We start from the raw sequence: 15,019 nt of genomic DNA, 5'->3' as shown, positions 1-15,019 counted from the left end.
TAAAATAATTAAGATTTAAAATAGGACTGGGTTCTAAACCTAGTCCTTTTAAAAGAAAACTCAATAAGATATCTTTGATGCTTTATGATATAATGATTGCAAGGAATTATTTACAATTGACATAAGCCTTAACTTGTGATAAGTTGTTTAGGTAGCAATTGCAGTTAACAATATATTATCAAGATAAAAATTATTGGTTTTATAAATAAGATTAAATACACATAAACTAGGAGGTGTAGATTGTGAGAGTTAAAATAACTTTAGCATGTACTGAATGTAAACAAAGAAACTACAACACAATGAAAAATAAAAAGAATAATCCAGACAGAATCGAAATGCAAAAATACTGCAGATTCTGCCACAAACATACACTTCATAAAGAAACAAAATAGTTCTTTTAGAACTTCAAATATTTTGGGGATGTGAAAATTATGGCTGAAAAAGTTGAGGGTAAAGCAATTAAACCTAAAAAACGAATGAAGATAGTACAGTTTTTTATCGACTTAAAAGCGGAATTTAAAAGAGTAACATGGCCTACAAAAGATGAGCTTAAGAAAGCTCTTACGGCTGTAACATGTTTTTGTCTTCTTTATGCAGTAACTGTAGGTTTGTTAGATGCTGGTTTTAAAAACCTTTTTAATTTGATTTTTAAATAATTTAAAAGGGAGGTAAGGGGACAATAGAATTATGGTCCCTGTAGCTATGGCAGAAGAAAAAGCTAGATGGTATGTAGTTCATACATATTCTGGATATGAAAATAAAGTTAAGGCTAACCTTGAAAAAGCTATTGAAAATAGAAACCTTGAAGAATTCGTTCACGATATTCAAGTACCTATGGAAGAGCAAGTAGAAATCAAGGATGGAAAAGAAAAAGTTACATTAAGAAAAGTATTCCCAGGATATGTGATGGTTAAGATGGTTATGACTGATGATTCTTGGTATATTGTTAGAAATACTAGAGGGGTTACTGGATTTGTAGGTCCTGGATCAAAACCGGTACCTTTAACAGAGGATGAAATTCATAATATGGGAATAGTTGAAAAACAGGTTACTGTGGATGTTGAAGTAGGAGAACAAGTGAAGGTTATATCAGGACCGTTTGAAGACTTCATTGTAGCAATTACTGAAATATCTATAGAAAAACACAAAATTAAAGGATTAGTTAACATGTTTGGCAGAGAAACCTCTGTTGAACTTGATTTCAATCAAATACAAAAACTTTAAGACTTAGTAGAATAAAGTTCAGAAGACTTAATTCTATTTAAGTGGGAGGGCTTATAAAAGTCCGCTTACCACAATATAGGAGGTGTAAACTCATGGCTAAGAAAATAACAGGAATGATAAAACTTCAACTTCCTGCAGGAAAGGCAACACCAGCACCACCAGTAGGACCTGCACTTGGTCAACACGGTGTGAATATTATGGGATTCTGTAAGGAGTTCAACGCAAAAACTGCAGACCAACCAGGTATGATAATACCAGTTGTAATCACAGTTTACCAAGACAGATCATTTAGTTTTATACTAAAAACTCCACCAGCAGCAGTATTATTAAAGAAAGCAGCTGGAATCGAGAGTGGATCAGGTGTTCCAAACAGAACTAAAGTTGCTACAGTTTCAGCAGCTAAAGTTAAAGAAATAGCTGAATTAAAGATGGCAGATTTAAATGCTGCATCAGTAGAAGCTGCTATGAGCATGATAGCTGGAACAGCTAGAAGCATGGGAATAGTAATCGAAGAGTAATTTCAATTAATTCGGTGGGAGGCAAAAACCGTTAATACCACAAAGGAGGATGCAAAATGGCTAAAATGGGAAAGAATTACATAGAAAGTGCTAAGTTAATAGACAAAAATGAGCTATATACACCAGCAGAATCTATGGAGCTTGCAGTAAAAACATCAAAAGCTAAATTCGATGAAACAATCGAAGTTCACGTAAGACTTGGTGTTGACCCAAGACATGCAGATCAACAAGTTAGAGGAGCGGTAGTACTTCCTCATGGAACAGGTAAAACTGTTAGAGTATTAGTTTTCGCTAAAGGAGATAAAGCAAAAGAAGCAGAAGCTGCTGGAGCTGATTTCGTTGGAGCAGAAGAACTAGTAGATAAAATTCAAAAAGAGAACTGGTTTGAGTTTGACGTAGTTGTAGCTACTCCAGATATGATGGGTGTAGTTGGAAGACTAGGTAGAGTATTAGGACCTAAAGGTTTAATGCCAAACCCTAAATCAGGTACTGTTACATTTGATGTAGCAAAAGCTCTAAATGATATTAAAGCTGGTAAAGTTGAATACAGAGTAGACAAAACAGCTATAGTTCACGTAGGAATTGGTAAGAAGTCTTTCGGATCTGAAAAGTTAATGGATAACTTCCGTACTTTAATGGATGCTATTGTTAAGGCTAAACCAGCTGCTGCAAAAGGACAATACATTAAATCTGTTACTGTAGCATCAACTATGGGACCAGGAGTTAAAATTAATCCAACAAAAGTGTTAGATTAGTATTGCATTAAAAAAATTAATGTGTTATAATACAAAAGTTGAATATATTCCGTAGACAGTAGGTGCTGAAATGCGTAACTAAATACCTACCGAGGATGCTAATAAATGATTTTATTGGTCTCTTCGTGTCTGCGGAGAGACCTTAATTTTTAATATACAGTGAAAGCTGTAAGGAGGTGGATACACAGTGCAAAGTAAAAATAGATCTTTAAAAGAAGCAAAAGTTGCTGAAATAAAAGAAAAGTTAGAAAAAGCTCAAGGAGTTGTTCTTAGTGAGTATCAAGGACTAAACGTTGAAGAAGATACACAACTAAGAAAAGCATTAAGAGAAGCAGGTGTTGAATATAGAGTATATAAAAATACACTAGTTATATTAGCTGCTAAGGAATTAGGAATTGAAGGATTAGATCAATATCTTCAAGGACCAGTTTCAATAGCTTTAGGATATGATGATCCAACAGCGCCAGCTAGAGTTTTAAATGACTTTGCAAAAACTCATAAAAAACTTCAATTAAAAGCAGGAGTAATCCAAGGTGAGTTATTTGGTGAAGATCAAATTAAAGAGATCGCATCAATTCCATCAAAAGATGTACTTATTGCAAAATTACTTGGAAGCTTCAAAGCTCCACTTTCAAACTTAGCATACTTATTAAATGCTATAGCTGAGAAAAAAGGTCAAGAAGCAGCAGAGTAATTAATCTAAATAATAATTTAGAAATATTAGAGAAAATAAAAATATAATTTAAAAATTTCGGAGGTGCATTTTAAAATGACAAGAGAAGAGATAATTCAAGCTATAAAAGATATGAGTGTTTTAGAATTAAACGAGTTAGTTAAGGCTTGTGAAGAAGAATTTGGAGTAAGTGCAGCAGCACCAGTAGCAGTTGCAGGTGGAGCAGTTGCAGGAGCAGCAGCAGAAGAAAAAACTGAATTCGACGTAGTATTAACTAATGCTGGAGCAGGAAAAATAAAAGTTATAAAAGTTGTTAGAGAATTAACTGGATTAGGATTAAAAGAAGCTAAGGATATAGTTGATGGAGCTCCTAAAACAATTAAAGAAGCTGTAAGCAAAGAAGACGCTGAAAGCATGAAAGCTAAACTTGAAGAAGTTGGAGCTACTGTAGAAGTAAAATAGTAAATCGATAGATTTGCGTTGTGGAGTACTTAGATTAAGTACTCCATTTTTGTAACAAAAGAAATTCAAGCATATGGATAAAGTTTTATTTAGATATTTATAGTAAACTTAATTTAAAATTCTTATTATTTGTCAGAGATATTTAAGGATTTATATGTAAAAATAGTAATAGTCAATATACGTAAAATAAATTTAATATATGTTGACAATAAATAAAAATAATGATATTATGATTCAATGCGAATAAAGTAAATTAAATCATGGATTTATCCATATTGAAGAAAAATTTCTATATATACTATATATATTTAGATGTTATTATAAGCATATGAATATTTTTCTACATATTGGATAGAATTGCATGATGAATAAGTGTAAGTCCGAAACACAAAGTCCTAGGGGAAAGTGTGTCTTTGGTTTATTTTAGTTTATACAAGGGGTGAAAAATATATGGTACATCCTGTAAAAGTTGGTAAAAGGGAAAGAATGAGTTTTTCTAAGGTAAAAGATACTGCTGTAATGCCAAATCTGATTGAGGTTCAAATTGACTCATATGATTGGTTTTTAGCTGAGGGATTGCATGAAGTTTTTGATGATATTAATCCTATACAAGATTACACAGGCAACTTATCTTTAGAATTTGTCAACTACAAATTGGATATGGAAAACATCAAATATTCTGTTGAGCAGTGCAAAGAAAGAGATACTACTTATGCAGCGCCATTAAAGGTGAAAGTTAGGTTACAAAATAATGAAACAGGAGAAATAAAGGAACAAGAAGTTTTCATGGGTGATTTCCCAATAATGACTGATCAAGGTACCTTTGTTATTAACGGAGCTGAAAGAGTTATAGTAAGTCAGTTAGTTAGATCTCCAGGAGTATATTATAATTATACTGTTGATAAAACTGGTAAAAAATTATTTTCTTCAACAGTTATACCAAATAGAGGAGCTTGGTTAGAATACGAGACAGACTCTAATGATATAATTTATGTAAGAATAGACAAAACAAGGAAGTTGCCTATCACAGTACTTATGAGGGTAATGCTAAACTATGGTAGTGATGCGGAGATACTTGAGGTTTTCGGAGAAGAAGAAAGACTTAAGGCATCATTAGAAAAAGATAACACAAAAGAAAAAAATGATGCATTACTAGAGATTTATAAGAGACTAAGACCTGGTGAACCACCAACTGTGGATAGTGCCATTTCATTAATAGAGTCCTTATTCTTTGATGCAAAGAGGTATGATTTATCAAAAGTAGGTAGATACAAATTTAATAAAAAGTTAGCTGTTAAATGGAGAATTGCTAATCAAACAGCTGCTGAAAATATAATTAATCCTTCTACAGGTGAGATTATAGTTGAAAAAGGAAACAAAATAAGCAGAGAATTAGCTGCAGATATACAAAATTTAGGTATAAATTCTGTAGATATTCAAGTTGATGATAGAGTTATAAGAGTTATAGGAAATAACTTTGTTGATTTATCTAAACATGTAAGCTTTGATATTTCTAAATTAAACATTAAAGAGTATGTTCACTATCCTACATTAAAAGAGATATTAGGAGCATACCATGATGAAGAAGAAATTAAAGAACAAATAAAAGCTAACATAACTAAGTTAGTTCCAAAACATATAATTAGAGATGACATATATGCTACATTAAGCTATGAGTTAGGATTACCATACGGAATAGGGCATGTAGATGACATAGACCATTTAGGAAATAGAAGATTAAGATCTGTAGGTGAGTTATTACAAAATCAATTTAGAATTGGTTTATCAAGAATGGAAAGAGTAGTCAAAGAAAGAATGACTGTTCAAGATCAAGAAATAATTACTCCACAGGCGTTAATAAATATAAGACCTGTTGTGGCAGCTATAAAAGAGTTCTTTGGAAGCTCACAGCTTTCACAATTCATGGATCAAACAAACCCTTTATCTGAGTTAACACATAAAAGAAGGCTATCTGCGTTAGGACCAGGTGGATTATCAAGAGAGAGAGCAGGCTTCGAAGTGAGGGACGTTCACTATTCTCACTATGGAAGGATGTGTCCTATTGAGACACCAGAGGGACCTAACATAGGTTTAATTAACTCTTTAGCTACTTATGCTAAAGTTAATGAATATGGATTTATGCAGACTCCGTATAGAGTTGTTGATAAAGAAACAGGAAGAGCTACAGATAAAATTGTATATATAACTGCAGATGAAGAAGATAATTATCTTGTAGCACAAGCTAGTGAGCCATTAGCTGAAGATGGAAGCTTTATGGATAAGAAGGTTACTGTTAGAGATAAATCAGAAGTTATAATAGTACCAAGGGAACAAGTAGATCTAATTGATATATCTCCAAGACAGATTGTATCAGTTGCTACAGCAATGATACCTTTCTTAGAAAATGATGACGCTACTCGTGCACTGATGGGATCAAATATGCAACGTCAAGCAGTTCCACTTCTTAAAACTCAAGCTCCAGTAGTTGGTACTGGGATAGAATACAAAGCAGCAGTAGACTCAGGAGTATTACCTAAGGCTAAGAATGCAGGGGTTGTATCCTATGTTAGTGGTAATGAAATAAGAGTAAAAAGAGATATAGATGGTGGTACAGATGTATATAATCTATTAAAATTCAAGAGATCCAACTCTGGTACTTGTATAAATCAACGTCCTATAGTTGATAAAGGAGAAAAAGTTGATGTAAATACAGTTCTAGCTGATGGACCATCTACAGATTTAGGTGAGATTGCATTAGGTAAAAATATTAGAATCGGATTTATAACTTGGGAAGGTTATAACTACGAGGATGCTATGCTTATATCTGAAGAACTAGTGAGAGATGATATCTTTACTTCAGTTCATATTGAAGAGTATGAGTCAGAGGCTAGAGATACTAAACTAGGACCAGAAGAAATTACAAGAGACATACCAAACGTTGGAGAAGATGCTCTAAAAGATATAGATGAACGTGGAATAATAAGAATAGGTGCTGAAGTAAGATCAGGAGATATTCTAGTAGGTAAGGTTACTCCTAAAGGAGAAACTGAACTAACAGCTGAAGAAAGATTATTAAGAGCTATATTTGGAGAGAAAGCAAGAGAAGTAAGAGATACTTCCTTAAGAGTTCCTCATGGAGAAGCCGGTATAATAGTAGATGTAAAAGTATTTACAAAGGAAAATGCTGATGAACTTCCACCAGGAGTTAATCAATTAGTTAGATGCTATATAGCTCAAAAGAGAAAGATTTCTGTTGGAGATAAGATGGCGGGAAGACACGGTAACAAAGGGGTTATCTCAAGAGTATTACCACTAGAAGATATGCCATTCTTACCAGATGGAAGACCACTTCAAATTTGTTTAAATCCTCTAGGGGTTCCTTCACGTATGAATATTGGTCAGGTGCTTGAAGTTCACTTAGGATGGGCTGCTAGCGAGCTTGGATGGCATATAGCTACTCCAGTATTCGATGGTGCATTAGATACTGAGATTCAAGATTGTTTAGAGAAAGCTGGATACAATAGAGATGGTAAAACTGTGCTTTATGATGGAAGAACAGGAGAACCATTTGATAACAGAGTTACAGTGGGATACATGTATATATTAAAACTTCATCACTTAGTTGATGACAAGATACATGCTAGATCTACAGGACCATACTCATTAGTTACTCAGCAACCACTAGGAGGTAAAGCTCAGTTCGGAGGACAAAGATTTGGTGAGATGGAGGTTTGGGCACTTGAAGCATATGGATCAGCTCACACTCTTCAAGAAATCTTAACAGTTAAATCGGATGATGTAGTAGGTAGAGTTAAAACTTATGAAGCTATAGTAAAAGGTGAAAATATACCAGAACCAGGAGTTCCAGAATCATTTAAAGTACTTATTAAAGAACTTCAAGCATTGTGCTTAGATATTAAGCTTTTAGATGAAAACCATGAGGAAATTAAGCTTAAAGAATCTGCAGATGATGATGCTGAAGATTTAGATGTAAATATGGAAGGAAAAGAGGATGCAGCCTCAAAAGAACCTGTAAAGGAATATATTGAGCCAGTAGATACTGATTCATCAGATGAAGATGACGATTCAGAATTTGAAGATATTAAGTTAGATGATTTTGATGATGAGTTAGAACCAGAACTAGATTCAGATTTAGATATTGATTTGAGTTCTGATTTAGACAGTGATTTAGTTTTAGATGATTTTAATGATGAACATTAAATTGAAGGGAGGATGTACCCTTGTTTGAATTAAATAATTTTGATGCAATACAAATAGGGCTAGCTTCACCAGAACAGATTAGAGAATGGTCTAGAGGAGAAGTAAAGAAACCTGAAACAATTAACTATAGAACATTAAAACCAGAAAGAGATGGTCTCTTCTGTGAGAGAATATTTGGACCAATGAAAGACTGGGAATGTCACTGCGGTAAATACAAAAGAGTTAGATATAAAGGTATAGTATGTGACAGATGTGGAGTTGAGGTTACAAAATCTAAGGTAAGACGTGAAAGAATGGGGCACATAGAGCTTGCTGCCCCTGTATCTCACATTTGGTACTTTAAAGGAATTCCATCTCGTATGGGATTAATCCTTGATATGTCACCACGTTCTTTAGAAAAAGTACTTTACTTTGCTGCTTATGTGGTGCTAGATCCAAAGGATACACCGCTAGATAAAAAGCAAATTTTAACAGAAAAAGACTATAGAGAAGCCGTTGATAAATATGGGTATGATGGCTTCGTAGCAGGAATGGGTGCAGAATCAGTAAAAATCTTATTACAAGATATAGATTTAGATAAGCTTGCTACAGAACTTAAGGAAGATTTTAAAACAAGTACAGGACAAAAGAAAATAAGAACTATTAGACGTCTTGATGTTGTAGAATCATTTAGAAAATCAACTAATAAGCCAGAGTGGATGATTATAGATGTAATACCTGTAATACCACCAGATTTAAGACCGATGGTACAGTTAGATGGTGGAAGATTTGCTACATCTGATCTAAATGATTTATACAGAAGAGTTATAAATAGAAATAATAGACTAAAAAAGTTACTTGATTTACAAGCACCTGATATTATCGTTAGAAATGAGAAAAGAATGCTTCAAGAAGCAGTTGACTCATTAATAGATAATGGAAGAAGAGGTAGACCAGTAACTGGTCCTGGGAATAGACCATTAAAATCACTTTCTGATATGCTTAAAGGAAAACAAGGAAGATTTAGACAAAACTTACTTGGTAAACGTGTTGACTACTCAGGACGTTCAGTTATCGTTGTAGGACCTGAACTTAAAATGTATCAATGCGGACTTCCTAAAGAGATGGCATTAGAGCTATTTAAGCCGTTTGTTATGAAAAAATTAACTGAAAGCGGAGTTGCACATAACATTAAGAGTGCGAAGAGAATGGTTGAAAGAGTTCAACCTCAAGTATGGGATGTACTTGAAGAAGTTATTCAAGATCATCCAGTACTACTTAACCGTGCCCCTACACTTCATAGATTAGGAATTCAGGCCTTCCAACCGATATTGGTTGAAGGGAGAGCAATAAAGTTACATCCACTTGTATGTACAGCATACAATGCTGACTTCGACGGAGACCAAATGGCTGTACACGTTCCTTTATCAGTTGAAGCACAAGCTGAAGCTAGATTTTTAATGCTTGCAGCACATAACATTATGAAAGCTTCTGATGGTAAACCAGTATGTGTACCTACTCAAGATATGGTTCTTGGCTCTTATTATTTAACATTAGATAAAGAAGGAGCTAAGGGTGAAGGAAGAATGTTCTCATCACCAGAAGAAGTTATGATGGCTTATGAAGTTAAGGATGTAGATATACATGCAACCATTAAAGTTAAAGTATCTAAAATTATCAATGGTGAAAAGCGATATGGTATTATTGAGACTACATTAGGAAAGTTAATATTTAATGAGTCAATACCTCAAAATTTAGGTTTTGTAGATAGATCTATACCTAGTAATGAATTTAAATTAGAAATAGATTTTCTAGTAAGTAAGAAAAACTTAGGAACAATCATAGATAAATGTTATACCTTATATGGACCATCTGAAACGTCTAAGATGCTTGACAATATCAAAGCAAAAGGATATCACTTCTCTACTATAGGAGCTGTAACAGTAGCTATTGCTGATATGGAGGTTCCGGAAATTAAAAAAGAATTACTTGCAGAGGCAGATAATACTATTGATAAGATAGAAAAGATGTATAGAAGAGGATTTATATCTGAAGATGAAAGATATGAAAAAGTTATAGATAAGTGGACAAAAACAACTGAAGAAGTAGCTGACGCTCTTATGGGTAGCTTAGATAAGTTTAATCCGATAAACATGATGGCTGATTCAGGAGCCAGAGGTTCTAAGAGCCAGATTAAACAGTTAGCAGGAATGAGAGGACTTATGGCTAGTCCATCAGGTAAAATCATTGAACTTCCAATTAGAGCATCATTTAGGGAAGGTCTTGAAGTATTAGAATACTTTATATCTACTCATGGAGCTAGAAAAGGAAATGCTGATACAGCTCTTAAAACTGCGGATTCTGGATATCTAACAAGAAGACTTGTTGATGTTAGCCAAGATGTTATAGTTAGACAAGAGGATTGTGGAACTAAAGAAGGTTATGAGGTTAGTGAAATCAAAGAAGGAAACGAAGTAATTGAGGCACTAAGCGAAAGACTTGCTGGAAGATATAGTGCTGAAGATATAATTCATCCAGAAACAGGAGAAGTTCTAGTTAAATTTGATGAATATATGAATGCGGCTACAGCAGAAAAAGTTGAAAAAGCAGGAGTTAAGAAAGTTAAAATAAGATCAGTATTTACTTGTAACTCTAAGATAGGTGTGTGTGCTAAGTGCTATGGTATGAACATGGCTACAGCACAAAAAATTGATATAGGTGAAGCTGTTGGTATAATAGCGGCTCAATCTATAGGAGAACCAGGAACTCAGCTTACAATGAGAACATTCCATACAGGAGGAGTTGTTGGAGCAGATATTACACAGGGTCTTCCAAGGGTTGAAGAGCTGTTTGAAGCTAGAAAACCAAAAGGTCTTGCCATAGTAAGTGACTGTTCAGGTACAGTTAAAATGGAAGAGACTAAGAAGAAGAGAACTGTTATAGTAACAAGTAATTCTGGTGAAGAGTTTACTTATGAAATACCATTTGGTTCAAGAATTAAAGTAGCTAATGGAGATGTAATAGAAGCGGGTGATGAAATCACTGAAGGATCAGTAAATCCACACGACATCATTAGAATTAAAGGTGTTAAAGGTGTTAAAAATTATCTTTTATCAGAAGTTCAGAAAGTTTATAGGTTACAGGGTGTTGATATAAATGATAAGCATCTTGAAGTGGTTATAAGACAGATGACTAGAAAGATTAAGGTTGAGGAAACTCGAGATACTGATTTATTGCCAGGTACAATGATGGATATATTTGATTTTGAAGAAGCAAATGAAAGAGCTCTAGCGGAGGGTGGAAACCCAGCTGAAGGTAAGATTGCTTTATTAGGAATAACTAAAGCAGCTCTTGCAACTGATTCATTCTTATCAGCAGCTTCATTCCAAGAGACTACAAGAGTTCTTACAGATGCTGCTATCAAAGGAAAGATAGATCCACTTGTAGGATTAAAAGAAAATGTAATTATAGGTAAACTAATTCCTGCGGGAACTGGTATGAACAGATATAGAGGAATTGGAATATCTGAAAATCAGCCAGTTGAAGAAGTAGAAATTAACGCGTAATCTTATAGTGAGTTCTATTGACATGAATTATATAAAGTGATAAAATACATTTTGTATGTGATTAATAAAATTGTATTTTATCACTTTATGAATTAAAATTATGAGGGGGGATAGTATGGTGACTAGACTTGCTGGGGAAAAGGTTGTTGGTGTTAAGCAAACAACTAAAGCCTTAAAGAACAATTTAGGCATTAAGCTGTATGTTGCAAAAGATGCAGATAGTAAACTACTAGAACCTATACTTAAATTAGCGGCAGATAAATCCCTAGAGATTATAGAAGTTGATACTATGAAAGAACTAGGTGTATTGTGTGGAATTGATGTTTCCGCTGCGACTGCACTCATAATTTAGAGCTTTGCTAATGACTAATTTATTATAGAGTATCTATCATAATATTATTGTGTGAATAGATAAGCATTAGTGATTATTTTAAGGAGGTGAAATAATGCCAACTATAAACCAATTAGTAAGAAAAGGTAGAATGACATTAGCTTCAAAATCTACAGCACCAGCATTAAAAGAGTGTCCACAAAAAAGAGGAGTATGTACTGTAGTTAAAACTAGTACTCCTAAGAAGCCAAACTCAGCGTTAAGAAAAGTAGCCAGAGTTAGACTTACAAATGGATACGAAGTAACTGCTTACATTCCAGGTGAAGGACACAACCTACAAGAGCACAGCGTTGTTCTTATAAGAGGAGGAAGAGTAAAAGACCTTCCAGGTTGCAGATATCACATAGTCAGAGGAGCTTTAGACTCTGCAGGAGTAGCAAACAGATTACAATCAAGATCTAAATACGGTGCTAAGAGACCGAAACAAAAATAGGTCTTAATTAAAGAGTGCTATGCCTTCGAATTTATATAGATTTACATAGATTATAAGAGCAAAGCACTTTGCGGTAGAGATATCGAGTACCTATGAGTTAATTTTAGAATGTTAAGGAGGGAAGAAAAGTGCCAAGAAAAGGATTTATTGCAAAAAGAGATGTATTACCAGATCCAATGTACAATTCAAAAGTTGTTACTAAATTAATAAACAGTGTTATGGAAGACGGAAAAAAGGGTGTAGCGCAGAAAATATGCTATGATGCTTTTGATATCATTCGTGAGAAAACTGGAAAAGAACCTCTAGAGGTTTTTGAGGCAGCTATGAACAATATAATGCCATTACTTGAGGTTAAAGCTAGAAGAATAGGTGGAGCTACATATCAAGTACCTATCGAAGTTAGACCAGAGAGAAGACAAACATTAGGTATTAGATGGATGTTGTTAGCTTGTGACAAAAGAGGCGAGAAGTATATGAGAGAAAGATTAGCTAATGAGTTAATCGATGCTTCAAACAACACAGGAGCTGCAGTTAAGAAAAGAGAAGATACTCATAAGATGGCTGAAGCAAATAAGGCTTTTGCTCATTACAGATACTAATACAAAAACTGTTTTGGCTAAGGCCAAAACAGTTTTGTCGAATTTAAAATTACTCGTCAAGAGGAGGAAATATGAATGGCTAGACAATACCCGTTAGAGAAATTCCGTAACTTTGGAATTATGGCTCATATAGATGCAGGTAAAACTACCACAACAGAGCGTATTTTATTTTACACAGGAAAAACTCATAAAATAGGAGAAACTCATGAAGGTGCATCTCAAATGGACTGGATGGTTCAAGAACAAGAAAGAGGTATAACAATTACTTCTGCTGCAACAACATGTTTCTGGAAAGAACATGAACTAAATATTATAGACACTCCTGGACACGTAGATTTCACAGTTGAAGTTGAGAGATCATTAAGAGTGCTTGATGGAACTGTTACTGTACTTGATGCTAAGAGTGGGGTTGAACCACAAACTGAAACTGTTTGGAGACAGGCAGACAAATATGGCGTTCCAAGAATGATTTATGTTAATAAAATGGATGCTACAGGTGCAAATTTCTTTAGATGTATTCAAACTGTAAGAGATAGATTAAAATCAAATGCAGTGCCAATACAAATTCCGATAGGTGCAGAAGAGAACTTTAAAGGAATGATAGACCTTATAGCTAATCATGCTATATTGTTCTATGATGATTTGGGAACAGATGTAAGAATTGAAGAAATTCCTGCAGAACTAGCTGAAAAAGCAGAAGAATATAGAATGGCTATGATAGAAGCTATAGCAGAAACTGATGAAGAGTTAATGGAAAAATACCTTGAAGGTGAAGAAATAACTGAAGATGAATTACATGCTGGGTTAAGAAAAGCTACTATAGCAAATGAAATAGTTCCTTGTATATGTGGATCATCATATAAAAATAAAGGGGTTCAAGAAATGATAAATGGCGTTGTTGCTTATTTACCATCTCCGTTAGATATCCCAGCTGTTAAAGGTACTACATTAGATGGAGAAGAAGATTCAAGAGAAGCTTCAGATGAAGTTCCGATGTCTGCTTTAGCATTCAAAATTGCAACTGATCCATTTGTAGGAAAACTTGCGTTTACAAGAGTTTACTCAGGTATAATGCAAAGTGGTTCTTATGTACTTAACTCAACTAAGGGCAAGAAAGAAAGAATTGGAAGACTTGTTAAAATGCATGCTAACCATAGAGAAGAGGTAGAAGCATTAGAAGCAGGTGAAATTGGAGCAGTTATTGGACTTAAAGGAACTACAACAGGTGATACTTTATGTTCAGAAACTAGCCCAATAATACTTGAATCAATGGAATTCCCAGAGCCAGTTATATCTGTAGCTATTGAGCCAAAGACTAAAGCTGGTCAAGAAAAGTTAGGAATAGCTTTAGCAAAACTTGCTGAAGAAGACCCAACATTCAAGACTTATACTAATCAAGAAACTGGTCAAACAATAATAGCTGGTATGGGTGAACTTCACTTAGATATTATTGTAGATAGATTAACAAGAGAATTTAAGGTAGAGTGTAATGTTGGAGCTCCACAAGTTGCTTATAAAGAAACAATCAGAAAAGCTGTTAAAGCTGAAGCTAAATATGCTAAGCAATCAGGTGGTAAGGGACAGTATGGTCACTGTGTAATCGAGATGGAACCAATTGAAGGTGATTATGTATTTGAAAATGCTGTTGTTGGAGGAGCTATTCCTAAAGAGTATATTGCTCCAATTGATAACGGTATAAGAGAAGCTGCTAAGAGTGGTATAATTGCTGGTTACGAGACTATTAACTTTAAGATTAGACTTGTACATGGATCATACCACGAAGTTGACTCATCAGAAATGGCATTCAAAATTGCTGGATCTATGGCGTTTAAAAATGCTATGGCTAAAGCTGACCCAGTATTACTTGAGCCAGTTGAAAAAGTTGAAATTACAGTTCCAGAAGAGTACATGGGAGATGTAATAGGAGACGTAAACTCAAGAAGGGGTAGAATAGAAGGTATGGAAGCTGTTAGTGGTGCTCAAGTTATTAGAGCATTCGTTCCACTATCTGAAATGTTTGGATATGCGACTACCTTAAGATCAAAGACTCAAGGTAGAGGTGTTTATTCAATGGTATTTGATCACTTTGAAGAAGTTCCAAAGAGTATACAAGAACAATTATCTAAAAAATAATTAAAAATAATTAAGAATAAATAATAAGTGAAAATAAAAAATGTTTTCTAATATAAGGAGGAATA

General features: G+C 34.1%; 13 protein-coding genes and 1 other annotated feature. All 13 genes read left to right on the top strand.

The window, feature by feature from the left end; translation table 11 throughout:
* Positions 1–242 precede the first annotated feature (242 nt).
* The 13 genes from rpmG (at position 243) to fusA (ending at position 14,954) form a co-directional block, all read left to right on the top strand.
* Complete coding sequence (rpmG, locus tag B3W71_RS05755; RefSeq protein ID WP_035135045.1) at positions 243–392, top strand: 50S ribosomal protein L33; 150 nt, start codon at positions 243–245, stop codon at positions 390–392.
* 39 nt (positions 393–431) lie between these two features.
* Positions 432–656, top strand: a complete 225-nt coding sequence (gene secE, locus B3W71_RS05750; protein WP_414631987.1) for a preprotein translocase subunit SecE — start codon at positions 432–434, stop codon at positions 654–656.
* A 46-nt stretch (positions 657–702) separates the two neighbouring features.
* A complete protein-coding gene (nusG, locus tag B3W71_RS05745) occupies positions 703–1,224 on the top strand; it encodes a transcription termination/antitermination protein NusG (protein WP_346887987.1) in 522 nt (173 codons plus the stop codon).
* A gap of 92 nt (positions 1,225–1,316) precedes the next feature.
* Positions 1,317–1,742, top strand: a complete 426-nt coding sequence (gene rplK, locus B3W71_RS05740) for a 50S ribosomal protein L11 (protein WP_346887985.1) — start codon at positions 1,317–1,319, stop codon at positions 1,740–1,742.
* A 65-nt stretch (positions 1,743–1,807) separates the two neighbouring features.
* Positions 1,808–2,497 (top strand): 50S ribosomal protein L1, encoded by a 690-nt coding sequence (rplA, locus tag B3W71_RS05735; RefSeq protein ID WP_346887986.1) that lies wholly within the window; start codon positions 1,808–1,810, stop codon positions 2,495–2,497.
* Positions 2,498–2,528: 31 nt separating this feature from the next.
* Positions 2,529–2,654 (top strand) — a sequence feature (ribosomal protein L10 leader region).
* 30 nt (positions 2,655–2,684) lie between these two features.
* Positions 2,685–3,191, top strand: a complete 507-nt coding sequence (gene rplJ / locus B3W71_RS05730; protein WP_346887984.1) for a 50S ribosomal protein L10 — start codon at positions 2,685–2,687, stop codon at positions 3,189–3,191.
* Between the two features lie 75 nt (positions 3,192–3,266).
* Complete coding sequence (rplL, locus tag B3W71_RS05725) at positions 3,267–3,632, top strand: 50S ribosomal protein L7/L12 (protein ID WP_346887983.1); 366 nt, start codon at positions 3,267–3,269, stop codon at positions 3,630–3,632.
* A gap of 450 nt (positions 3,633–4,082) precedes the next feature.
* Complete coding sequence (gene rpoB / locus B3W71_RS05720; protein WP_346887982.1) at positions 4,083–7,853, top strand: DNA-directed RNA polymerase subunit beta; 3,771 nt, start codon at positions 4,083–4,085, stop codon at positions 7,851–7,853.
* Positions 7,854–7,873: 20 nt separating this feature from the next.
* A complete protein-coding gene (gene rpoC / locus B3W71_RS05715) occupies positions 7,874–11,398 on the top strand; it encodes a DNA-directed RNA polymerase subunit beta' (RefSeq protein ID WP_346887981.1) in 3,525 nt (1,174 codons plus the stop codon).
* Between the two features lie 115 nt (positions 11,399–11,513).
* On the top strand, positions 11,514–11,750 hold the full coding sequence (locus tag B3W71_RS05710; protein WP_346887980.1) for a ribosomal L7Ae/L30e/S12e/Gadd45 family protein: 237 nt from the start codon (positions 11,514–11,516) through the stop codon (positions 11,748–11,750).
* A gap of 94 nt (positions 11,751–11,844) precedes the next feature.
* Complete coding sequence (gene rpsL, locus B3W71_RS05705; RefSeq protein WP_035135030.1) at positions 11,845–12,222, top strand: 30S ribosomal protein S12; 378 nt, start codon at positions 11,845–11,847, stop codon at positions 12,220–12,222.
* 128 nt (positions 12,223–12,350) lie between these two features.
* Entirely contained in the window at positions 12,351–12,821 is a 471-nt protein-coding gene (rpsG, locus tag B3W71_RS05700) for a 30S ribosomal protein S7 (protein WP_346887979.1), read from the top strand.
* Positions 12,822–12,896: 75 nt separating this feature from the next.
* The gene (gene fusA / locus B3W71_RS05695) at positions 12,897–14,954 is read left to right on the top strand and encodes an elongation factor G (RefSeq protein ID WP_346887978.1); all 2,058 of its coding nucleotides are present in this window, start codon (positions 12,897–12,899) and stop codon (positions 14,952–14,954) included.
* Positions 14,955–15,019: the final 65 nt, after the last annotated feature.

Origin of the sequence: Clostridium sp. UBA1056 (assembly GCA_002316385.1) — a bacterium.
In the GTDB taxonomy this organism is placed as follows: domain Bacteria; phylum Bacillota; class Clostridia; order Clostridiales; family Clostridiaceae; genus Clostridium_J.
This window is presented reverse-complemented; position numbering and strand designations above follow the sequence as displayed.